The 22,680-nt window shown below is 45.8% G+C and carries 22 protein-coding genes and 4 pseudogenes; 18 read left to right on the top strand and 8 right to left on the bottom strand.

Going from position 1 to position 22,680, the window contains the following annotated elements:
- Positions 1 to 41 precede the first annotated feature (41 nt).
- Together MOC09_RS18880 and cotNE are read right to left on the bottom strand one after the other, a co-directional pair.
- Positions 42 to 395, bottom strand: coding sequence for a hypothetical protein (locus MOC09_RS18880; RefSeq protein ID WP_268360380.1), 354 nt, complete (start codon positions 393 to 395; stop codon positions 42 to 44).
- A 247-nt stretch (positions 396 to 642) separates the two neighbouring features.
- Entirely contained in the window at positions 643 to 1,008 is a 366-nt protein-coding gene (gene cotNE / locus MOC09_RS18875; RefSeq protein ID WP_268360381.1) for an inner spore coat protein CotNE, read from the bottom strand.
- A 104-nt stretch (positions 1,009 to 1,112) separates the two neighbouring features.
- Here cotNE and MOC09_RS18870 point away from each other — a divergent pair.
- From MOC09_RS18870 to MOC09_RS18825, 10 genes and pseudogenes are all read left to right on the top strand, one after another.
- Positions 1,113 to 1,468, top strand: a pseudogene (locus MOC09_RS18870) (DUF3255 family protein).
- Positions 1,458 to 2,018, top strand: a complete 561-nt coding sequence (locus tag MOC09_RS18865) for a hypothetical protein (protein ID WP_268371516.1) — start codon at positions 1,458 to 1,460, stop codon at positions 2,016 to 2,018. Before MOC09_RS18870 ends, MOC09_RS18865 begins: the two are co-directional and overlap by 11 nt.
- A 39-nt stretch (positions 2,019 to 2,057) precedes the next feature.
- On the top strand, positions 2,058 to 2,870 hold the full coding sequence (gene yidA, locus MOC09_RS18860) for a sugar-phosphatase (RefSeq protein ID WP_268360383.1): 813 nt from the start codon (positions 2,058 to 2,060) through the stop codon (positions 2,868 to 2,870).
- Between the two features lie 314 nt (positions 2,871 to 3,184).
- Positions 3,185 to 4,171: a choloylglycine hydrolase family protein gene (locus MOC09_RS18855; protein ID WP_268360384.1), complete on the top strand. Its 987-nt coding sequence runs from the start codon at positions 3,185 to 3,187 to the stop codon at positions 4,169 to 4,171.
- Between the two features lie 170 nt (positions 4,172 to 4,341).
- A pseudogene (locus tag MOC09_RS18850) lies at positions 4,342 to 4,482 on the top strand (ethanolamine utilization protein EutH); the annotation flags it as partial.
- Between the two features lie 74 nt (positions 4,483 to 4,556).
- Positions 4,557 to 5,384: a DUF1206 domain-containing protein gene (locus tag MOC09_RS18845; protein WP_268360385.1), complete on the top strand. Its 828-nt coding sequence runs from the start codon at positions 4,557 to 4,559 to the stop codon at positions 5,382 to 5,384.
- A 133-nt stretch (positions 5,385 to 5,517) separates the two neighbouring features.
- Complete coding sequence (deoR, locus tag MOC09_RS18840) at positions 5,518 to 6,459, top strand: DNA-binding transcriptional repressor DeoR (protein ID WP_268360386.1); 942 nt, start codon at positions 5,518 to 5,520, stop codon at positions 6,457 to 6,459.
- Between the two features lie 105 nt (positions 6,460 to 6,564).
- Positions 6,565 to 7,236, top strand: a complete 672-nt coding sequence (gene deoC / locus MOC09_RS18835) for a deoxyribose-phosphate aldolase (RefSeq protein ID WP_268360387.1) — start codon at positions 6,565 to 6,567, stop codon at positions 7,234 to 7,236.
- Positions 7,237 to 7,329: 93 nt separating this feature from the next.
- Positions 7,330 to 8,511 carry a nucleoside permease NupC gene (gene nupC / locus MOC09_RS18830; RefSeq protein ID WP_268360388.1) on the top strand — a complete coding sequence of 394 codons (1,182 nt, stop codon included), beginning with the start codon at positions 7,330 to 7,332 and terminating at the stop codon, positions 8,509 to 8,511.
- Between the two features lie 28 nt (positions 8,512 to 8,539).
- Positions 8,540 to 9,841 carry a pyrimidine-nucleoside phosphorylase gene (locus MOC09_RS18825; protein ID WP_268360389.1) on the top strand — a complete coding sequence of 434 codons (1,302 nt, stop codon included), beginning with the start codon at positions 8,540 to 8,542 and terminating at the stop codon, positions 9,839 to 9,841.
- A 42-nt stretch (positions 9,842 to 9,883) separates the two neighbouring features.
- On the opposite strand, the gene MOC09_RS18820 is transcribed toward MOC09_RS18825, so the two are convergent.
- The 6 genes from MOC09_RS18820 to hutP all read right to left on the bottom strand — a co-directional run bounded on the left by MOC09_RS18820 (position 9,884) and on the right by hutP (position 17,357).
- Entirely contained in the window at positions 9,884 to 11,311 is a 1,428-nt protein-coding gene (locus MOC09_RS18820; RefSeq protein ID WP_268371514.1) for an amino acid permease, read from the bottom strand.
- 78 nt (positions 11,312 to 11,389) lie between these two features.
- Entirely contained in the window at positions 11,390 to 12,346 is a 957-nt protein-coding gene (hutG, locus tag MOC09_RS18815; protein WP_268371512.1) for a formimidoylglutamase, read from the bottom strand.
- The gene (hutI, locus tag MOC09_RS18810; RefSeq protein ID WP_268371510.1) at positions 12,339 to 13,604 is read right to left on the bottom strand and encodes an imidazolonepropionase; all 1,266 of its coding nucleotides are present in this window, start codon (positions 13,602 to 13,604) and stop codon (positions 12,339 to 12,341) included. The genes hutG and hutI overlap by 8 nt, the downstream gene beginning before the upstream one ends.
- A 12-nt stretch (positions 13,605 to 13,616) precedes the next feature.
- Complete coding sequence (gene hutU / locus MOC09_RS18805) at positions 13,617 to 15,275, bottom strand: urocanate hydratase (RefSeq protein ID WP_268371508.1); 1,659 nt, start codon at positions 15,273 to 15,275, stop codon at positions 13,617 to 13,619.
- A complete protein-coding gene (gene hutH, locus MOC09_RS18800; RefSeq protein WP_268360394.1) occupies positions 15,272 to 16,798 on the bottom strand; it encodes a histidine ammonia-lyase in 1,527 nt (508 codons plus the stop codon). The genes hutU and hutH overlap by 4 nt, the downstream gene beginning before the upstream one ends.
- A gap of 112 nt (positions 16,799 to 16,910) precedes the next feature.
- Positions 16,911 to 17,357: a hut operon transcriptional regulator HutP gene (gene hutP / locus MOC09_RS18795; protein ID WP_003243875.1), complete on the bottom strand. Its 447-nt coding sequence runs from the start codon at positions 17,355 to 17,357 to the stop codon at positions 16,911 to 16,913.
- A gap of 315 nt (positions 17,358 to 17,672) precedes the next feature.
- On the opposite strand from hutP, the pseudogene MOC09_RS18790 reads away from it, so the two are divergent.
- The 8 genes and pseudogenes from MOC09_RS18790 (at position 17,673) to MOC09_RS18755 (ending at position 22,656) form a co-directional block, all read left to right on the top strand.
- Positions 17,673 to 17,824, top strand: a pseudogene (locus MOC09_RS18790) (hypothetical protein).
- A 140-nt stretch (positions 17,825 to 17,964) separates the two neighbouring features.
- Complete coding sequence (gene abnB / locus MOC09_RS18785; RefSeq protein WP_268371506.1) at positions 17,965 to 19,374, top strand: arabinan endo-1,5-alpha-L-arabinosidase AbnB; 1,410 nt, start codon at positions 17,965 to 17,967, stop codon at positions 19,372 to 19,374.
- 304 nt (positions 19,375 to 19,678) lie between these two features.
- Entirely contained in the window at positions 19,679 to 20,044 is a 366-nt protein-coding gene (locus tag MOC09_RS18780) for a YwqH-like family protein (protein WP_003218945.1), read from the top strand.
- Between the two features lie 11 nt (positions 20,045 to 20,055).
- Positions 20,056 to 20,325 (top strand): YwqI/YxiC family protein, encoded by a 270-nt coding sequence (locus MOC09_RS18775; protein WP_087961391.1) that lies wholly within the window; start codon positions 20,056 to 20,058, stop codon positions 20,323 to 20,325.
- Between the two features lie 19 nt (positions 20,326 to 20,344).
- Positions 20,345 to 21,077, top strand: a pseudogene (locus MOC09_RS18770) (ribonuclease YeeF family protein); the annotation flags it as partial.
- An 834-nt stretch (positions 21,078 to 21,911) separates the two neighbouring features.
- On the top strand, positions 21,912 to 22,151 hold the full coding sequence (locus tag MOC09_RS18765) for a hypothetical protein (RefSeq protein ID WP_268360396.1): 240 nt from the start codon (positions 21,912 to 21,914) through the stop codon (positions 22,149 to 22,151).
- 19 nt (positions 22,152 to 22,170) lie between these two features.
- Positions 22,171 to 22,449, top strand: coding sequence for a DUF4176 domain-containing protein (locus MOC09_RS18760; protein ID WP_268360397.1), 279 nt, complete (start codon positions 22,171 to 22,173; stop codon positions 22,447 to 22,449).
- Positions 22,450 to 22,656 carry a hypothetical protein gene (locus tag MOC09_RS18755; RefSeq protein ID WP_041850331.1) on the top strand — a complete coding sequence of 69 codons (207 nt, stop codon included), beginning with the start codon at positions 22,450 to 22,452 and terminating at the stop codon, positions 22,654 to 22,656.
- Positions 22,657 to 22,680 lie beyond the last annotated feature (24 nt).

The raw sequence follows: 22,680 nt of genomic DNA, 5'->3' as shown, positions 1-22,680 counted from the left end.
CAAAAACGGGGGTCAGTCCCTTGTGTTGAGCTTTTTTTATGTTACTGCTGGTAGGATTGCTGCTGGAATGGCGTGTTTTGGCCGAATGGAAGTGTAGACACATTCGTATTCATGACGCTGGATTGTCCAGTAAGTTCCTGCTGCATTTGGTTGCACATGTTGACAACCTGCTGGCACTTTTGAATGGCCATGTCGTGTCCGTGCAACGCTTGCTGAATGGTATGTGCAGCTTGTTGTTCGTGGTTTAGAATCTGCTGCAGCATTTGGATGTTTTGCTGCTCCTGGTGAAGCATTTGGCGATATTGCTGGCTGCTTTGCTGAGTTTGCTGAATGAGCTGCTGAGCAGTCTGGCGGCATTGATTCAGCTGCTGCAAGCCGTGTTGTGTTTGATGCATGAAAATAATCCCTCCATAATATCGATTGACATGAGTCGGTATTATCATGCAACTTGAATGAAAAGAAATTCTATAAAAGAGGAACTACAATTATTTTCCTTAGCCTCTCTATCTTTGAATGGAAACGGTAAAGATTGTATACTGGTAAAAACCCTTTTTATGTAAGGTCCGTTTGAATACATAAGGATCGCGGAAAACGAAACCCTGAAATCGGGAGAATCGTCTTCCGCTTTTTTCTTTTCCTGCTTCAGAAGCCGCCTTCTCCTGCAGTAAATGGGATATTCAGCCTGTTCTCTACTGTGCGGAGGCGCTGATTGAGCCGATTTAGGCGGCGTGTATGGCGTTCAACAGCCTGGCTTAGCTGATTGACCTGTTCGGCAATCCGTGCAATTTCCCGATTTTGACGGCGGTCTTCGTTTGTCAGACGGGTTAATTCTCTCGACTGCTGTTCATTTTGCCGTTCAAGTGCTGCGATTCTTCTTTCCAATGCCGGCTGTCTGTCAAGTTGGTATGGCTCGTATACATCCTGCTGCGGATAAGGGTTGTAATCATATTGGCTATAGTAAGGTTCCTGCTGAGGCAGCTGCGGGCTGTAATATTGATAAGGGTTCATGTAATCAGTCTCCTTAAAAAAATGTAAATGTGGGTGAATTCCTTATAACTTATGTAGTTATTGGCACAGTGCCACGGCATTCGCCCAAAAAAGAGGAGGAAAGGATGGTGGTCTCATTGATCAACAAATATGGCATTTTGCTTTTAATGGCTGTATGCATCGTGTTATCGGGCTGCCAACAGCAAAAAGAAGAGACGCCGTTTTATTACGGAACGTGGGATGAAGGGATTGCTCCAGGAGCCATGTATGGCGTGAAATCATCAACAGTCACATTTACCAAGGAAGTCTCCAAAGCAATGACGGGTCTATTGAGATTCAGTATCTCGGCCCCTATTATCCGCTCAAAAGCACGCTGAAAAGAGGGAAAGACGGAACATTGATCTGGGAGCAAAATGGCCAGACAAAAACGATGACAAGAATTGAATCAAAGACCGGCAAGGAGGAGAAAGATGAGAAATAAAAAAGCTGAAAGCCTGGTGGTAACAGGACTTATTCTACATATCATTCAGTGGCTATTTATAGTATGGGCTTTTCTTAAGATTAAGCATTTATTTAGTGACTATACGATCTATAACCCTAATGTCATCAGCGGATCGATGCAGTCCTTATCGTTTATCCAAATGATGCGCGCTATGATCTACTCAGGGGCAATCGTGAATGTTGTGTTGTTTGCTGCGTTTGCATTGCTTATTTATGGTGTAGTGCTTCATGCCATCTTGATTGTTCTGGAAATGGCTGCATACGTCATGATCAGACGGAATCCTGCCTCTGCATGGGGACTCTTTCTGACGGCGGCGGGTGTGAAGCTTGCCATCTTGAATATCATCGGCATTCCGTTTTTAGCTGCCGGCTTTCTGCTGATGAAACAGGAAAAAACAGAAAACGGAGACGTAGAGACAGAAAGAAAGAGAAAACCGCGCATGCGTATCCGAAGACAAGGAAGGCGACTATACAGAAAACGGAGAAAATCATCTCTTCCGGTTGAATCTCAAAAAGAAAAAACGATATGATGGGACTATAGCCTGAAAACGACATGAAGGAGATGCAGGATGTACAAACTAATTGCAATTGATATGGATGGAACACTTTTAAATGATCATCATGAAGTAACAGAGGAGGTCCGTAACGCGCTTCATGCGGCAAAAGCGGAAGGCGTCAAAATTGTGCTTTGCACCGGCCGGCCTATCGGGGGTGTGCGAAGATATTTAGATGAACTGAATTTAATTGAAGAAGGCGACTATGTCATCGCGTATAACGGAGCGCTTGTTCAAAATACGCATACAAATGAAGTGGTCTCGGAGCTGTCTCTCGGCTATGATGATTTAACTTCATTATATGACCTGAGCTTAGAGCTGAAGACGCCGATGCATTTTTTTGACTCATCTAATTTGTATACGCCTAACCGGGATATTAGCGAATTTACCGTATACGAATCCTATGTGACACAAGTGCCGCTTCATTTCCGCAAGATTGACGAGGTGCCAAAAGATATCCTTATCCCGAAAGTGATGTTTATTGATCAACCGGAGAACTTAAGCCGCGTCATTACATCGATTCCAAAAGACGTGAGAGAAGCATATACGATGGTCAGAAGCGCGCCTTTCTTTTATGAAATTCTGCATCCTGAAGCCAGCAAAGGAAATGCCGTACGCCAGTTGGCGCAGCTGCTTGGAATTGAACAGGCGGAAGTCATGTGCATAGGCGACAACGGGAATGACCTGACAATGATTGAATGGGCGGGCTGCGGCGTGGCCATGGCAAATGCTATCCCAGAAGTACTGGAAGCCGCAAACTTTCAAACACGCTCCAATAATGAACATGGTGTTGCGCATGCCATTCACGAGCTTGTTTTAGCGAAATAATGATATCCAGCCTTTTTTGAGGTTGGATTTTTTGTTATGTTGTGCCTGTGAGGTCTGTCATTTCAAGCTGCCCTTTTTCGGAATGGAGCGCCGATATTTAGAACGTCAGCAAATCATTTTTGGTTGCCGAAATAAAAAAGGGAGCAATTACATAAACATCAGCATCGTATATGTTTTTCTCATGAACGAATTTCCCCACCTTTATTTTGGGTAATGAATCTTTTGACGAATCTATTTGACTTTCGTTATGCTGATAAAACAAGTTGTTCACAAAATGTATGATCTTAATCTGAATGGAAAGGGGATTGAATCAGATGTGCACAAGTCTAACATTGGAAACTGCTGACGGAAATCATTTATTAGCGAGAACAATGGATTTTGCATTTCAGCTGGGGACGGAGGTTATTCTCTATCCGCGCCGTTATAGCTGGACGAGTGAAGCTGACGGAAAGGTGCATCAAACACAGTACGCGTTTATCGGCATGGGGAGAAAGCTTGGAAATATATTATTTGCCGACGGTGTTAATGAAAGCGGTTTATCCTGTGCTGCGCTTTATTTTCCGGGCTATGCGGAGTACGAAAAAACGATACGCGAAGACACCGTTCACATTTCCCCGCATGAGTTTGTGACATGGGCGCTGTCAGTCTGCAATTCTTTAGAAGACATCAAAGAAAAGATCCACTCTTTAACGATTGTGGAGAAGAAATTAGCTCTATTAGATACCGTTTTACCGCTTCACTGGATATTGTCAGACCGGACGGGACACAGCCTGACGATAGAACCGAGAGCAGATGGCCTCAAAGTCTATGACAATCAACCAGGTGTCATGACGAACAGCCCCGACTTTATATGGCATGTAACCAATCTGCAGCAATATACAGGAATAAGGCCGAAACAATTAGAGAGCAAAGAGATGGGCGGATTAGCACTATCCGCTTTTGGCCAAGGCTTAGGAACTGTAGGCCTGCCTGGGGATTATACACCGCCTTCCCGGTTTGTCAGAGCTGTTTATTTGAAAGAACACCTAGAGCCGGCGGCCGATGAAACGAAAGGTGTAACAGCCGCTTTTCAGATTTTGGCAAACATGACGATACCCAAGGGCGCTGTGATAACGGAAAAAGACGAAATTCATTATACGCAATATACTTCCGTGATGTGCAACGACACGGGAAACTACTATTTCCACCACTACGACAATCGCCAAATCCAAAAAGTAAGTTTATGTCGTGAAGACCTTGACCGTTTTGAGCCTAAAGTGTTCTCCGCTAAAGCAGAAGAAAGTATTCTAGAACTTAATTAAGATTCAATCAGCTGATTCCGGCATGATCCGGGGCCAGCTTCTTTTTTTGTCAATAGACCGTGCTGCGCTGAAAACATGATCAACAACGCAGTTCACGTGCTGTATTCGAATATACAGGCTGCACAATGCCGCCCCATTAATCCCGCGGAATTCTTTTCAGGTCAAAAAGTGTCGTCGGAATGAAAAAAGAAATGGCAGCTGCCATGATCATTGGAAAAGTAGCTGGCGGAATTACAGCTGCCGTAGCGGCTGCGTGGATGACGCCCGCACATTCAGCTGATCACCACAAACACGCCTCAGCCGGCCAATGATTCAAAAAAGCTGTTTCAACTTTGTCCAATCGGGAATGTTACAGTAAGGATTCTGTGGAAAGAGGGTTAGACACATGGCCGTGAAAGACCAGTACATGGCAAAAATCAAACAGGAAACCAAGCCTTGGATTAAGCGATTCGGGAGGCTTGGTTATTTTGCATTCGGCGGTGTTTTTATCCTGCTCGGGATTTTGGCGTTTATGACGGCTGCCGGGGCAGGCAGCGCAAAAGATTCGAGCGGAGCGCTCCAAACGTTATCACGCATGCCGTATGGGTCAATATTGCTTTTTTTTATCGGTGTTGGTCTTATTGGTTATGTAATCTGGATGGTGCTGAGTGCGCTTAAGGATACAGAAGGTCACGGGACTAGCAGGCGCGGCCTGTCGCGGAGAACGGGAAACTTTTTCAGCGCCGCCATTTACGCATCCATTGCTTGGAATGCTTTGCGATTTGTGTTTGACCAAGGGGACGGAAGCACCTCAGAACAGACGTGGTCCGCTTATGTATTGGCACAGCCGTTCGGCCAATGGCTCACAGGACTTACGGGCGCGGGTTTTCTCCTCTTTGCAATTGTTCAATTTATAAAAGGCGTGCGGGCAGCTTTTATGAAAGAATTTGATACGTCAAAAATGAACAAACACATGATATGCATTGCAAAAAGCACCGGACGCGCAGGCAATATCGCCCGTGCCATTATTTTCTCAGCCATTGGCTATTTTCTTATTAAGACAGCCATGACGGCTGATCCTGACGACACAAGAGGCTTTGACGGCGCGCTCGCCGAACTCGCGCAGCAGCCGCATGGCAAAATGATTCTGGCTATATTAGCGTGCGGGCTGATCCTATATGGACTGTACGCCATTATGAAAGGAATTTATCAGCATATGACATGGAAGAAATAAGCTCTGGCCGGACCTGTATCCAGAGCGTTTTTCAGTTTTTCAGAAATCAGGTGGATGAAAGCCGGCGCCAGCCTGTATAATAAAAGCAAATCGTAAGCAGTTTCATTAAGAACTGGTCCAAGGGAGGTGCGGAATGGATCGGGAAAAACAACAATTAAGCATAGAAGCGGCAAGGCTTTACTATCAGTCTGACTACAGTCAGCAGCAAATTGCTGAGCAGCTTAACATTTCAAGGCCGACCGTTTCCCGGCTGCTGCAATATGCAAAAGAAAAAGGATTTGTCCAGATTCGCGTCATGGACCCTTTTGAGGATTTGGATGCGCTCGGTTCCATGCTTGAAGAGAAATATGGGCTGCTCGAGGCGCATGTTGTGTTTTCCCCGACACCCGATTATGCAGGAATTACACATGACCTCAGCCGCTATGGTGCAGAATATATGCATGAAACTGTAAAAGACGGTGACATTGTCGGCGTCAGCTGGGGAACCACCATGTATCAAATTGCGCAAAACATGCAGCCGAAGCAGGTAAAAGGCGTTGAGGTCGTCCAGCTGAAAGGCGGCATTAGCCATTCCCGGGTAAACACGTATTCTGCTGAAACGATTCAGCTGTTTGCGGAGGCTTTTCAAACGATGCCGCGCTATCTCCCGCTTCCCGTCGTATTTGACAATGCAGATGTGAAGCGAATGGTGGAGAAGGACCGCCATATTGAGCGGATTATTGAAATGGGCAAGCAGGCGAATATCGCTCTCTTCACGGTGGGCACTGTCCGTGACGAAGCGCTGTTATTCCGGCTCGGTTATTTTAATGAAGAAGAAAAGGCCCTGCTGAAAAAACACGCTGTCGGAGATATCTGTTCACGATTTTTTGATGCGAAAGGGAATATTTGCAGCAGCGCCATCAATGACCGGACCATCGGTGTCGAGCTTGAAGACCTCAGGCTGAAGGAACGCTCCATTTTAGTGGCAGGAGGGAGCAGAAAAGTGTCCTCCATACACGGTGCGTTAATGGGGAAATATGCCAACATTTTAATCATTGACCAGCATACCGCAAGGGCGCTTGTTAATGATTTGTGACACGCTTACACCGTTCGTTGAACAAAATTTCAATTACCAATTTACATATGTTCAAAAGTCGGTTATGCTAAAAAATATCTTAATAAAAAAGGAAGTGTGCGAAGGATGTCATTAGCTAACATAATTGATCATACAGCTTTGAAACCGCATACACAAAAAGCGGAAATTCTACAACTAATTGAAGAAGCGAAAACATACAAATTTGCTTCAGTGTGCGTCAATCCGACGTGGGTGGAGCTTGCAGCAAAAGAGCTTGAAGGAACTGGAGTTGACGTTTGTACGGTCATCGGCTTCCCGCTTGGTGCCAACACAACTGAAACAAAAGCGTTCGAAACAAAAGACGCGATTTCAAAAGGTGCCACTGAAGTGGACATGGTTATTAATATTGCGGCATTGAAAGACAAGGAAGACGACGTCGTTGAAGCGGATATTCGCGGTGTGGTGGAAGCTGCAGCCGGAAAAGCGCTTGTCAAAGTCATTATCGAAACATGCCTTCTGACTGATGAAGAAAAGGAACGGGCGTGCCGTTTAGCGGTTTCTGCTGGAGCGGATTTTGTGAAAACATCAACAGGCTTCTCTACAGGCGGCGCAACGAAGGAAGATATCGCTTTAATGCGCAAAACAGTAGGCCCTGATATCGGCGTCAAAGCATCCGGCGGCGTCAGAACGAAAGAAGATGTAGACACAATGGTCGAGGCGGGAGCAAGCCGAATCGGCGCTAGCGCAGGGGTTTCCATTGTGAAAGGAGAAAACGCATCAGGCGGAGACAACTACTAAGAAGCTGACGGAAGGCACATTGCTTTCCGTTGCTTATCTTTCTTTTCTGGGGAAACAGCTATTGTAAGCGAATACAAATAAAGGAGAACACATATGAAGTATTTGATTGGGGTTATCGGTTTAATCGTGTTTTTAGGCCTTGCATGGATCGCAAGCAGCGGGAAAAAAAGAATTAAGATCCGCCCAATTGTTGTTATGCTCATTTTGCAATTTATTCTCGGCTACATTCTCCTCAATACCGGGATAGGGAATTTCCTTGTAGGAGGCTTTGCCAAAGGATTCAATTACCTGCTTGAATACGCGGCAGAAGGAATCAACTTTGTGTTTGGCGGTCTCGTCAATGCGGACCAAACGACATTCTTTATGAATGTTCTCTTGCCAATTGTGTTTATTTCCGCTTTGATCGGAATTCTGCAAAAATGGAAAGTCCTCCCGTTTATTATTAAATATATCGGCCTTGCCCTCAGCAAGGTAAACGGTATGGGAAGACTGGAATCGTATAACGCAGTTGCTTCTGCTATTTTAGGACAGTCGGAAGTATTTATCTCCTTGAAGAAAGAACTCGGTCTATTAAATCAGCAGCGCTTGTACACGCTTTGCGCTTCTGCAATGTCAACCGTGTCAATGTCGATCGTCGGTGCGTATATGACGATGCTGAAACCGGAATATGTTGTAACGGCGCTAGTCTTGAACTTATTTGGCGGTTTCATTATCGCTTCTATTATTAATCCTTACGAGGTTGCGAAAGAAGAGGATATGCTTCGTGTGGAAGAGGAAGAAAAACAATCCTTCTTCGAAGTGCTCGGAGAATACATCCTTGACGGATTCAAAGTAGCGGTAGTCGTCGCTGCGATGCTGATCGGATTTGTTGCGATTATTGCCTTGATTAACGGTATTTTTAACGCAGTATTCGGTATTTCCTTCCAAGGCCTTCTTGGATATGTGTTTGCTCCATTCGCTTTTCTTGTGGGTATTCCATGGAATGAAGCTGTTAATGCGGGAAGCATTATGGCAACAAAAATGGTATCCAATGAATTTGTCGCCATGACGTCACTAACGCAAAACGGCTTCGACTTCAGCGGCCGTACGACGGCGATCGTATCGGTGTTCCTTGTATCATTTGCGAACTTTTCTTCAATCGGAATCATTTCCGGTGCTGTAAAAGGGCTGAATGAAAAGCAAGGAAATGTCGTTGCTCGCTTCGGCTTGAAATTATTATACGGCGCTACGCTTGTCAGCTTTTTATCAGCGGCAATTGTGGGCTTGATTTACTGAACTTAATCGAAAAGGATCGGTGACTATAATGAGAATGGTAGATATCATCATCAAAAAACAGAACGGTAAAGAACTCACCACAGAAGAAATTCAATTTTTCGTGAACGGCTATACGGATGGGAGCATTCCTGATTACCAGGCAAGCGCACTTGCCATGGCGATTTTCTTTCAGGATATGAGTGACCGTGAACGTGCGGACTTAACGATGGCTATGGTGAACTCCGGTGAAACGATTGATCTTTCTGCCATTGAAGGAATTAAAGTCGACAAACACTCTACCGGCGGCGTCGGTGACACGACAACACTTGTTCTTGCTCCGCTTGTTGCAGCTCTTGGCGTGCCGGTTGCCAAAATGTCCGGCCGAGGCCTCGGCCATACGGGCGGGACGATTGATAAATTAGAGGCAATCGACGGCTTTCACGTGGAACTGACGAAGGATGAATTTATTAAGCTTGTGAACCGTGACAAGGTCGCTGTCATTGGGCAAAGCGGCAACTTGACGCCGGCTGATAAAAAACTGTACGCGCTTCGTGATGTAACGGGAACGGTTAATTCCATCCCGCTGATCGCAAGTTCGATCATGAGTAAAAAAATCGCTGCCGGAGCGGACGCAATCGTGCTTGACGTAAAAACGGGGGCGGGCGCCTTCATGAAAACGGAAGAAGACGCGGCTGAACTCGCCAAAGCGATGGTTCGCATCGGAAATAACGTCGGCCGCCAAACCATGGCTGTTATTTCTGATATGTCCCAGCCGCTCGGCTTTGCGATCGGAAATGCGCTTGAAGTCAAAGAAGCGATTGACACACTCAAAGGTGAGGGGCCTGAGGATCTTCATGAGCTTGTCTTAACGCTCGGCAGCCAAATGGTTGTGCTTGCGAAAAAGGCCGAGACACTTGACGAGGCGAGAGCAAAGCTGGAAGAAGTCATGAAAAACGGCAAAGCGCTTGAGAAGTTCAAGGACTTCCTGAAAAACCAAGGCGGCGACAGCTCGATTGTTGACGATCCTTCTAAGCTTCCGCAAGCTGCATATCAAATGGATGTGCCTGCCAAAGAAGCGGGTGTCGTCTCCGAAATCGTTGCGGACGAAATCGGCGTCGCAGCGATGCTGTTAGGGGCCGGCCGCGCCACAAAAGAAGACGAAATCGATTTAGCCGTCGGCATCATGCTCCGCAAAAAGGTCGGCGACAAGGTAGAAAAAGGTGAACCGCTTGTCACGCTTTACGCCAATCGCGAAAACGTGGATGAAGTCATCGCGAAAGTATATGACAACATCCGCATTGCAGCAGAAGCGAAGGCGCCAAAACTGATTCACACGTTAATTACAGAATAAAAATAAAGCACATCCCATCCTGAGTGGGGTGTGCTTTTTTGATTAAAGGATATGATCCATCTGATATTCTTCCTGGCTGCTTTTTTTTGCTCTCTCAAACTTTGATTTGAAGTAGAAGATGAGATAGCAAAGGATGATACAAGGAATTCCGCAGAAAAGCGCGATTCTTTGATTGGGATCAAAAGCAAGACCGATACAAGAAGCTGAGCATAATAAAAGAGCGGCTATAGGCATAAGAGGATAAAGCGGTGTGCGAAATGTCAGATCTTTTACATTCCCCCCTTTTTGAAGAAATCTTTTCCGAAACAAGAGCTGGGACAGCGCAATGCTCATCCAGACCACGACTCCTGCAAATCCAGCAATTGCTACCATCACCACATAGACAGTTCCAGGGGCCACGATACTGGAAACGAGAGATAAACAAGATACGGCCATGCTGATCATTAAGGCATTTAAGGGAATGCCTTTCGATGTGACTTTCTTAAAACGGGAGCTGATCATGTTTTCATTTGCCAACGACCACATCATACGGGTTGAAGCATATAGGCCTGAATTGGCGACAGACAGCAAGGCTGTTAGTATAACGAAATTCATAATATCTCCGGCGTAAGGGATACCGATCTCCGCAAATACGGCTACAAACGGGCTTTCAATCACGCCTGCTTCCTTCCATGAAATCAATCCGGATAAGACGAACACAGCGCCAATGAAAAAAATAACTGTCCTCCATGCGACATTACGGATGGACCGCGGAATATCCTTTTGGGGATTTGCTGATTCTCCTGCTGTAACGCCGATTAACTCTGTACCGGAAAAGGCGAAGCTTACAGATATCATGGCGATAAAAACGGCGAGAAAGCCATTCGGAAACAGCCCTCCATGATCCGTGAAATTTGACAGCATAGGTGCGTCGGCCGTCCCGTTTAATGAGATCAAGCCAAACATCGCGGCTCCCCCTAAAATGATAAATAAAATAATGGTGACAATCTTTACGCTGGAAAACCAAAATTCAGTTTCCGCAAATAACTTAACTGAAAATGCGTTGCATATAAAAAGAAGGGCTGCGAAAATCGCACTCCACATCCATACGCTGCTGTCAGGAAACCAGCGCTGCATAAGAATGCCGGATGCGGTAAACTCGGAACCTACCGTCACCACCCAATTCACCCAGTACATGATGCCGACCATAAAACCGGTAGATGGCCCGATGAATGTGGTGGCGTATTTTTGAAAAGAACCGGTCACCGGCATGGCGACCGACAATTCACCGAGACATTGCATGACGAGGTACATCATCAACCCGCCGATTAAATAAGCGAGTATCGTACCGCCGGGTCCGGCTTGGTTTAGCGTATAACCCGTGCTGAGGAAAAGCCCTGTCCCTATGACGCCTCCCAATGAGATCATAAATAAGTGCCTGCTTTTCATCGTGCGTTTTAGCTGTTGACCGCTGTTCTCCTGAAGATTCACCGTCTCGCCCTCCTTTTAGCTGCCGTTCATTAGGCAGATGAGTTTCTCGTGCCCAAAATACAACCTGCCAGAAGATCACTAGAATTGGGAGCGTTTCATTCCTTTTAAAGCGTGTAACAGAACGTGAGCTGCGGCTCTGCTTGTCATATCCCGAAAGTCGAGGGTAGGATCAACTTCAACGATTTCAATCCCGGCGACATTGGGCTGTTGTGCGATGTACTTGACTGCTTCGAGCAATTCGTCTGTATAAAGACCGCCCGGACCAATCGCTGGACAGCCCGGTGCATGGGACTGGTCTAAGACATCCATGTCAACAGATATAAAAATGGTATCTGCTCTCGCCTGAACAGCGGGCAGAATCTCTTTTACAGTCTGAATTAGTCCTTTTTCACGAATCATGTCCATCGTGTGAATGTTCACGTTATGTTTTTTTGCATATGCTTCATAGGCCTGGCTGTTGCTGAATTCTCTGATCCCCAGCTGGATCAAATGTTGACCTTCAATGATCTCTTCATCCAAAAGGCGGCGGAAGGGGGTGCCGTTTGTCGGCCCCCCGTCCTCCGTATTGCGAACATCGTGATGGGCATCAAATTGAATCACCGCTGTCGTTCCTTTTGTTTGTGCTATCGCTTTTATTGTGGAGTAGCTGATAGAGTTATCTCCCCCAAGTATGAGCGGCACCCAATCCGGATGATCCGAAAGCAGAGCGTGCATGGTTTGAAAAATGTGATGATGTGACTTGACGATATCAGTGACATGAATATCGATATCCCCCAGATCGTAAAGAAGATCTGATACGACATGTCCTCCAAGCTCCGCAGAATAGGCCGATGAATGTTTCAGGGCCTGGCGGATTGTTCCGGGTGCAAAGGAAGCGCCGGAATGACTGATGGAGGATTTTGATAGGGGAACACCTATCAATGCTGGCCCCTTAATGCCTTGGCCGTCCCATGTTGCGATCAGGTCACTCATTTTTGTCACATCCCGGTCTTTAAACGAAGAGCCTGCCTCTCTGAGAAAAGGGTATTTATCCAAGAATGGCTCCCTCCCTGTTGACAACAATAGTTCCGTTTTTCATGACTTGATGGACATGATTGACGCCGTAGTGATACGGAATATACATGTAATTCGAGGCTTGCCAAATGACTAGATCAGCTGAGCGGCCAGCTTTGAGCTGGCCGGCTTCTTCTCCTTTTCCTATGGCGTATGCGGCATTGACTGTGACCGCGTGCCATATTTCTTCCGCAGTCATTTTCAGATGAAGCGCGGCAATGGACATGATCAGCTGGATATTTTCAGTCGGCGAGCTGCCAGGATTAAAGTCCGTTGCCAAGCTGATACATACATCCTCATTAATCATGTCTCTAGCCCTGGCATACGTGTTTTTGCCAAGATAAAACGTCGTGCCTGGCAAGAGGACGGCGATCGTTCCTGCCTCAGCCAATTTCTTTATGCCTTCGTCTGAGGCACCTACCAAATGGTCGGCTGAGACAGCCTTTAGCTCACCCGCTAATTCAGCTCCTCCAAGCGGATCAATTTCATCTGCGTGTATTTTTAAGCCGAAGCCCGCCTCAGCCGCTTTTTGTAAATAATGGCGGGATTGACTGACGGTAAAAACGCCTGTTTCTGTAAAAATATCTGCAAAGCTGGCGAGCTCCTGCTCTTTGATTTCCGGCAAAAGGGACAGCATTTGATCCAGAAATTGATATGGATCGTTTTGATATTCGGGAGGAATCGCATGGGCTCCCATAAATGTGGAGACAAGGTCAACAGGCTGAATTTCATGCAGTTTTTTTGCGACACGCAATTGCTTCAGCTCTGTTTCGTTTTCCAAGCCATAGCCGCTTTTCACTTCAGCCGTGGTTGTGCCATAGGACAGCATTCTTTGCAGGTGAAAATGGCCTTTTTGCAGCAGCTCTTCTTCTGAAGCTGCTCTGGTGTCCTTGACAGTAGAGAGAATCCCGCCCCCCTGCGCCAGAATATCTAAATATGAGATGCCCTGAAGCTTCAGATTCATCTCCTTTTCCCGAGATCCGCCAAATACAAGGTGGGTGTGCGGATCGACAAGGCCTGGCGTTACAAGCCGTCCCGAACAGTCAATGATTTCCTCTGCCTTGTAGCCGGCTTCAGCTCCTTTTTTTCCGGCGAACACAATCTTCTGTTCATGGATGCCGACAACAGCGTCTTCGATCACATGAAGATCCTGCATGCTTTTGCCTGCACGAGGGCCACTGCTTTCCATCGTCAAAAGCTGCCCAATGTTAATGAGAATCGTATCAATTTGTTTCGGCATGTCATCACTCCCTTATTTTTGCATCGGCACGATAATGTCTTGTTTTTTCGCTACTTCAATGGCACGTTCATAACCCGCATCCGCATGGCGGATAATGCCCATTCCTGGGTCGCTCGTTAAGACCCGCGCGAGCCGCTCGTCAGCCAGCTCACTTCCATCGGCAACGGCGACCATGCCGGCATGCAGGGAATAGCCCATTCCAACGCCGCCGCCATGGTGGAAGGAAACCCAGCTTGCACCCGCCGCCGTGTTCACAAGCGCATTGAGCACAGCCCAATCGCCGACAGCATCACTTCCGTCCTTCATCGCTTCTGTCTCCCGGTTTGGAGAGGCGACAGAACCGCAGTCCAAATGATCTCTTCCAATGACAACAGGGGCTTTTAGCTCCCCGCTTCTGACCAGCTCGTTAATGGCAAGGCCCATCTTTTTTCGTTCTCCGTATCCAAGCCAGCAAATACGGGACGGCAAGCCTTGGAACGTGACTTTTTCCTGTGCCATATCGATCCAGCGGTGAAGGGCTTTATTTGCCGGAAACAGTTCTTTTAATAACGCATCCGTACGGTAAATATCTGCCGGATCACCGGACAGCGCCGCCCAGCGGAATGGTCCTTTTCCTTCACAGAATAAGGGGCGGATGTAGGCAGGGACAAACCCCGGAAAATCGAAGGCGTTCTCCAGGCCTTCATCCTTTGCGACTTGCCGGATATTGTTGCCGTAGTCAAATACAACAGAGCCCTTTTGTTGGAATGCCAGCATGGCTTTGACATGTTTTTTCATGCTTTGCTTCGCAAGGCGCACGTAAAGCTCTGGAGTGTCTTGGCGCAAACGGTCAGCTTCCTCAAGTGAATAGCCCTCGGGAACATAACCGATTAACGGGTCATGGGCGGACGTCTGATCCGTCACGATATCAATTTTGACGCCTCGGTTCAAAAGTGTGTGATGGACCTCAGCCGCGTTTCCGAGAAGCGCGATAGATAGAGGTTTTCCTGCCTGCCTTGCCTCTTCAGCCCACACTAAGGCTTCCTCAATCGAGGCTGTTTTTCGATCGCAGTATTTTGTTTCGATCCGCTTGTCGATGCGTGTCTCGTCAACCTCAACGGCAATGACGACGCCTTCATTCATCGTGACAGAGAGCGGCTGGGCGCCTCCCATTCCGCCGAGACCGGCTGTCAGCGTCAATGTTCCTTTTAAGCTGCCTCCGAAGTGCTGTCGCGCGAGCTCAGCGAAGGTTTCATATGTTCCTTGCAATATGCCCTGTGAACCAATGTAAATCCAGCTCCCTGCCGTCATCTGTCCGTACATCATTAACCCTTTTTTCTCAAGCTCGTGGAAATGCTCCCAGTCTGCCCACTTTGGAACAAGAACAGAATTCGCTAAAAGCACGCGCGGGGCCTGCGGGTGTGTACGGAACATGCCAACCGGCTTTCCGGATTGCACGAGCAATGTCTCATCATGTTTTAGTGTTTTCAAGGATTGCTCAATGGCGTGAAACGCGTCCCAGTCTCGTGCGGCTTTGCCAATCCCGCCATATACGATGAGGTCCTCCGGCTTCTCGGCGACTTCCGGATCAAGGTTGTTTCGAAGCATCCGAAGCACTGCCTCTTGCTCCCATCCTAAGCATTCAAGCTCTGTTCCTCTGTTGGCACGGATTGATTTTTTTACATCAGTCATATGTTCATCCCCCTTAGTTCTTCATTCTGATGATCAGGTATTAAAGATTCCTTCTTCAGCCAGTCAGTCAAGCGCTCAATGTCATAGGAAAACACACGGTCCTGCTGAATGGACGGCACGACTTTTCTCATTTCCTGAAAAAGCTGTTTCGTATAGGACGCTGCATGTTCTATGCCTCTGTATTCAACCGCCTGCAATGCGCAAATCGCTTCGATGGCAATGACCCTTCTTGTATTTGCAATCACCTGATAAGCATGCCGAGCGGCGATGGTTCCCATGCTGACATGGTCTTCTTGGTTGGCGGATGACGGAATAGAATCAACACTTGCAGGATGGGCCAGTGTTTTATTTTCAGAAACGAGTGAGGCTGCGGCATACTGCATGATCATCGCACCGGATTGCAGTCCGGGATGAGGGCTCAGGAACGGCGGCAGGTCATTCAGCTGCGGATTCACAAGGCGTTCGATCCTGCGCTCTGCGATATTCGCAAGCTCTGATATTGCGATTTTCAGAAAATCCATGGCAAAGGCGATCGGCTGTCCGTGAAAGTTTCCGCCGGAAATCACTTTGTCACCGTCATTGAAAATAAGAGGATTGTCTGTAGCTGCATTCATTTCAATCTCTAATTTTTCTTTGACATAGCCTAGTGTCTGCCAAGTCGCACCGTGTACCTGCGGAATACAGCGCAATGAATAGGCATCCTGAACCCGCAGTTCTCCTTGGGAGGTTGTCAGGCCGCTGTCAGACAGATAGAAGCGAATTCGTTCTGCGACATCGATCTGCTCCTGATAGCCGCGGGCCGAGTGAATATCCTCGTCAAATGCATCGATAATTCCCCGAAGCCCTTCAATCGTTAGGCTGGCAATGCGCTCTGTTTGATAGGCTAGTTTCTCAGCTTCAATGTAGGCAACCACTCCCATTGCAGTCATAGCCTGAGTTCCGTTTATCAAGGCAAGCCCTTCCTTGGATGTCAAAGTTGCCGGCTGAATACCGGCTTTTTTCAAGCCCGTCATTGCCGGCATTCTTTCCCCCTCAAAAAAGACTTCTCCCTGCCCGATCAGCGCAAGAGCCAGATGGGAAAGCGGCGCTAGATCTCCGCTTGCGCCAAGTGATCCCTGCTGGGGGATGACAGGATGGACGCGTTTATTTAAGAGGGCAAGCAATTGTTCGATCAGCTCAGCGCGTACACCGGAAAAGCCTTTTAACAGGGCATTGGCGCGCAAAAGCAGCATTGCCCTGGAAACACACTCAGGAAAAGGGTCACCGACTCCGCAGGCATGAGAAAGGATTAAATTCAGCTGCAGCGCCTCCGAATCTTCTTTCTGAATCAGGACATCACTGAATTTGCCAAATCCGGTGGTGATGCCGTAAATTGTCTTTTCCTCGTGTACAATCCGTTCCACAGCCGCTCTGCTTTTTTTCACGCGCTCCATACTTTCCTCGGAAGCCGCTGCCTCTTCAAAATCAAACAGCACACGAGCGACATCGGCTGTTGTCAATGAAGAACCGTCTAAAGTCACCATAAGCCCAACTCCTTTGTCTTTACTTTGGTAAAGCGCCCATACAAAAAGGGGCTATGCTGTGAACATCTGTTTTCACGCATAGCCCCCTATCGCCTAAGATCTATGGGCTGTTTCATATGTGATTAATTCCAACACCGAATGTCTCGTGCTCAAGACCTTTAATCGGTGCCCCGATTGTTCCGTAAAGCGAGACAGCAATCCAATCGCCTTCCGCTTCACTTTCATAAGGATTTCCTCTCAAAACGGCAAACCTCAAGCCCACCGTCCGAAGCAGCGATCCCAGCAGCATTTCACCCCTGGTCACGCCATGCAAAGCCTCCATCGTCGCATGATAAAGCGCATGTGACTCTCGATAACCCTCAGATTGAATGACACCGCTCTTTTTGGAAGCGGTTTCAATTGCGGCTACTACTTTATGCGCGTCCATTGATCCTACCTTGCCGAGACAGACCTTCCAGCCGTCTCGCTCCAGCTCCTCAACCTGCGTACTCTCTTCCGCCTCATTCAGCAGCAGGAGAACAGACAGCCGTCCGATCCGACGCTCTTTATGCAGTGTCATATGAATCACTCAATTCCTAAAAATTCTGATAACTATTAACTGAGTATTATATTAATTGGTTCAGCAGCAGAAGTCAAAAGGTTTTTTACAGTCTTTAACAAGTTAGATTGCTATTGTAATAGCGCGACGCAGACACGATAGCCAGACAGGAGGCAAGCGGCGGCTGTCTTACTCTCAATATGCGTTTACGAAGTCGCATTTTTCGCAAGGCATTTTCTCAAGAGCCAGCCGAATGACATCCTCAGCACCGCCAAGCCAACTGACTCCGGTGTTGACGAGCAATCAGGCATCATCTTAAAAAACGCCGACAACGAAATGGCTGTATCACAGTCGACGACTTTACAAAAACGGACAAATCAGTTATTACATGTACGCGAATGAAAAACAGAGTGATGAAAGAAGGAGAAACAGCAAAAGAGTTGAACTATGAAGGAGAGGATATGCAAGCAGCAGTTCTGCGCAAATAGCCAGACAATGTAAGAGAACAGTGAGAAATCACCTATCTGTTTGAATATGAAAACATTCGGCTGTTTTAATAGGCCGGGGTATCTTCATAGAGAAATGTAAGCGTTTAAAATTTAATAAAAAAGAGAGGCGAATTGTTTAGATGTTCAACCGATTGTTCCGTGTATGTTTTCTTGCAGCTCTTATCATGGCCTTCACCCTCCCAAACTCCGTCTATGCACAAAAACCAGTATTTAAAGAAGTCAGCGTCCATGACCCTTCCATCATTGAAACAAATGGCACCTTTTATGTTTTTGGATCTCATCTCGCTTCAGCAAAAACAAATGACCTCATGCAATGGAAGCAGCTGACCACCAGTGTAAGCAACAACAATCCTCTGATTCCCAATGTCTACGAAGAATTAAAAGATACCTTCGAATGGGCGCAATCCGATACCCTTTGGGCGGCTGACGTCACGCAGCTGGCGGACGGCAAATACTACATGTACTACAACGCCTGCCGCGGCGACTCGCCTAGGTCCGCCATGGGTGTTGCAGTCGCTGACAACATCGAAGGGCCATACAAAAACAAAGGCATCTTTTTGAAATCAGGCATGGAAGGCACAAGCAGCGATGGAACACCGTATGACGCAACCAAACACCCGAATGTCGTTGACCCGCATACCTTCTTTGATAAAGACGGCAAGCTGTGGATGGTGTACGGATCATACTCAGGCGGCATTTTCATTCTTGAAATGAATCCAAAAACGGGCTTCCCGCTTCCTGGACAGGGATATGGCAAAAAACTGCTCGGCGGCAACCACAGCAGAATCGAAGGCCCGTATGTTCTCTACAATCCAGACACCAAATACTACTACTTATACCTATCATATGGCGGTCTCGGTGCAACAGGCGGCTATAACATCCGTGTGGCCCGCTCCAAGAAACCGGACGGCCCTTACTATGATGCAGAAGGGAATCCAATGCTCGACGTTCGCGGCAAAGAAGGCACATTCTTCGACGACCGTTCCATCGAACCTTATGGCGTCAAACTCATGGGCAGCTACACTTTTGAAACAAAAAATGAAAAAGGCACCGGGTACGTCTCACCAGGCCACAACTCCGCATACTATGACGAAAAAACCGGGCGTTCCTATTTAATCTTCCACACCCGCTTCCCGGGCAGGGGTGAAGAACACGAAGTCAGAGTCCACCAATTGTTCATGAACAAAGACGGCTGGCCGGTAACAGCGCCATATCGTTATGCAGGCGAAACACTGAAAGAAGTAAAACAAAAAGACATTACAGGAACATACAAAGTCATCCTGCATGGAAAAGATATCTCAGCCGACATCAAACAAACCATCAACATCCAGCTCAACAAAAATCATACCATTTCCGGGGAAATGACCGGAACATGGAAGAAAACCGGAAAAAATACAGCCGACATCACGTTAGCGGGCAAGAAGTATAACGGGGTATTTTTACGCCAGTGGGATTCGGTGAGAGAGAAGAACGTCATGACGTTTAGTGTGTTGAATGGCAACGGTGAGGCTGTATGGGGATCTAAATAAGATGGAGAAGCGCCTTCTCTAGAAGGCGCTTTTTTATGAGCTTTATTGACTATAAGAAATGGTTGAGCGAGAGAAAAAACAGAAGTGATAGCGGGGTTCAAGACCTAAACGAAAAGTCCCCATTATGATGATTCTCCCTCTTACAAAGTTATGAAATCGAATTTTTAGCTATTTAGAACCGGGATAACGTTCCTCAAGACAATCCTTTTTACCTATTTATCCAATATGACCCATCATGTAATATGAAAATAGTCTGTATTGTAAAGAATTGACACAGTTTGATAGAAACACGAGGTGTTGCGGCATGCATAGTGAAATGTTGTTACATTCGGTAAAAGCCGACTTACATGAAAAACAGGAACAGATCCATCAGTTAAAACGAGTGCTGCACGAAATCAGGCAAATCAAACACGAATTCTCCGAGGCCCAGCATCTCATTCACCGGCCTCATCTTAACCGGGAGGCATGGAGAGGAACACATGCTCAGCGGTTTGAAGATATTCGTGAAGGAATGAACAAAGCATATCAGCAAATCAAAAGCGATCAAGTCAGCGGAATCATCGAAAGCATAGAAGGAAAAATCCACTCATTAGAGGGCGATGTCTATTCTATAAGACGCCAAATTACGAGGATAGAGCATGAAATAGAGAAGGAAAAACATAAAAAGTGAGGTGAGCACAAATGGCACAGGAAATTAAAATGGTGTATGGCACAGTGAAGCAAGGGCTTTCTCAGCTCAAGAATTCAGCTGAACTCAAGTCCTCCTTGCCCGGCCATCTCTCAGGCAGAAACCATTTGAATGTTGTGAAGTCCATCGAGCAATTAAATAAGGAAATCAAAGAGCTCACTGAAGCATATGCGTCTGTTCTGGCCAAGCATATCGCACAAACGGAAAGCGCGGTAAACGCCATGAAGGAAACGGACGAAAACATATCATCTTCCATGAAATAAAGCGCGGGAGGACAAGGGATTGAAAACATTAGATGTCCACGCTCTTCACGAGGGCATTCAGCATACGATTGAGAAACTGGACAAGCAAAAACAACAGCTGGAGAAGCTGGAAAAAAGCGTTGAGCATCTGGCAGGCATGAAGGATGCGCTGAAAGGAAAAGGCGGAGATGCCATCCGGACCTTTTACGAGGAGTGCCACAAGCCTTTTCTCCTTTTCTTTGGCATGTTTATCGACGAATACAAAAAAGTGCTGAAACAAACACAGCATGCGATTTCCTCTGTAGAATCTGACTCCCACGGCATGATCGCAGAGGCTTTTCTCTCACACGATGCGAGACATGGGGTCAAGCATGCACGAGAAGTGACAGAGCAGCTCACTGACGCAGTCAATCGCCAGACATCAGCCATAGATCACATCGTCAGCCTGCCGACAGTCAATGATACCTTTTTCCGAATGGAAACAGAACAGGCTGAGCGACTGATTTCAGACACCCTGAATAAGCTCTTTCAATTTGACGGCCATCAAACTCAAGCACTAGAAACCGCAAAATCAGATTTTCAAACGATGAAAAAATATATAGACCAGCTCGAAACCATGTATACCGGTCCGAAAATTGAAATCACAGGCTACAAAAGCGGCTCTATCCTGAAATCACAGGAAGAAGAAAACATCAACCAAACCTTCGGCGCGATTAACCCACAAATGAAGCAGGCGGATGATTCACCGATGGAGATGATGATTGAGAAGCTAAAAGATAAAATTAGCAACAAAGCTAGTCATATAAAAAAAGACAAAGGCAACACAAACAACATTCAAACAACAATTTTTACTGCAAAAAGAGACATAGGTGATTATAACGAAACGATAAACAGTCCTGAAATCCAAAGTATAGCTGGGAACAGGGATGAAAATATCCTTGATTTATATAAAAAATTTATGGACTATCGTGTTAAAATTAAAGAAGAAAGAAACGGAATCCTTGGTTTCTATGGAACAGGAAATATTTCAGGACTTTTTGAAATTAGTGATGAACAATTAGTTAATACAAAAATTGATATGAGCCTTTTTGATACGAATAAGGCTATAAAGGATAAAAACAAAAAAGAAAAAGTTAAAAAAATTAAGAAATCGGAAACTTATTTTACTGCTTTGGGAGGGAGTGCAGAATTTTCGATTCCGAGATTTTCTAATGTTTTTAATACTTTATTATCTGGTGATATGATTGGCGGTTCTGCTGAACTTAATGGTATTAATGCAGTGATTAACCATGAAAAATCGCCACTTGCTCTTGAATTTAAATTACTTCATGCAGGGGTAGAGGCGAATGTTTCGAATACTGGAGGAGGTCTAGGAGGATCGGCTAGCGTATCTGAAGTAGGAGTAACTGCGTCCCCTCTAAATTGGTTTGGTTATGAGCCTTTAGAAGAATGGTTTGGAATAGAAAATAAAAATCCGTACATCGGTGTAGGGTTTTCTATAGGAAGTTTAGGATTAGGCGCTTCGGCTAACGAGGGTTTTGAAGTTTATATAGCTGATGGAGTTGGAATTTCATTTAAGGCAGGTATAGAGGATGAGGATAAGGAAGATGAATGAAGACTTTTTATTAAGAAAAATAAATGAAGCATTATTGATAATGCAGATTGTTTTCCCTATAGCTGGTATATTTCTTACCATAATGACAATTTGGTTAGCAAATACAAATCAAGTTAACGATATAGAGTTATATGTTATTGCTGGTTTTTCATATGGTGTATTTTTCTTTTTGTTCCCATTTGGAATTTATATTTTTAGAAAAAAAATACTGCTTAAAAAGTTAAAAAAATAATCCTTAGGAGTATATAGAAATGAGTCGGATTAGAAATTGGTTTCCAATAGGAACTATAGTAAAGTTAAAAAATATGAAAAAACTTGTAATGGTTTTCGGTAGACATCAGATACAGTCATCCAGTGGAAAGGAATTTGATTATGTCGCAGTCCCATATCCAGAAGGGAACATTAGTGAAAACTTCAATGTGTTCTTTGATGAAGAAATGATAGAAAAGATAATTTATGAGGGATATACTGATAATGAAGACCAATTGTTAAGAGATAAGTTAAATGAAATTATAGAGGAGGAAAAATAGATGGAGGAATTCTGGAAGAAATTCAGAAAAAAAATCATGTTTTTTTTCTCCCTATTTTTACTTTTTACATGGACTCTTGCTATTTTATTAATAGAGGGATTTTCAATTAAAGAGAAATTAATAATGTATGCAATTGGATTAATTATGATAATTTTTTGTTTAGTGTTAGGTTATATAGTAACAAATAAAATGCTCAATAGAAAATAAATTTTTCCCCTCCAAAGAAGTGTC

This window comes from Bacillus sp. N12A5 (assembly GCF_026790125.1).
Lineage (GTDB): Bacteria > Bacillota > Bacilli > Bacillales > Bacillaceae > Bacillus.
This window is presented reverse-complemented; position numbering and strand designations above follow the sequence as displayed.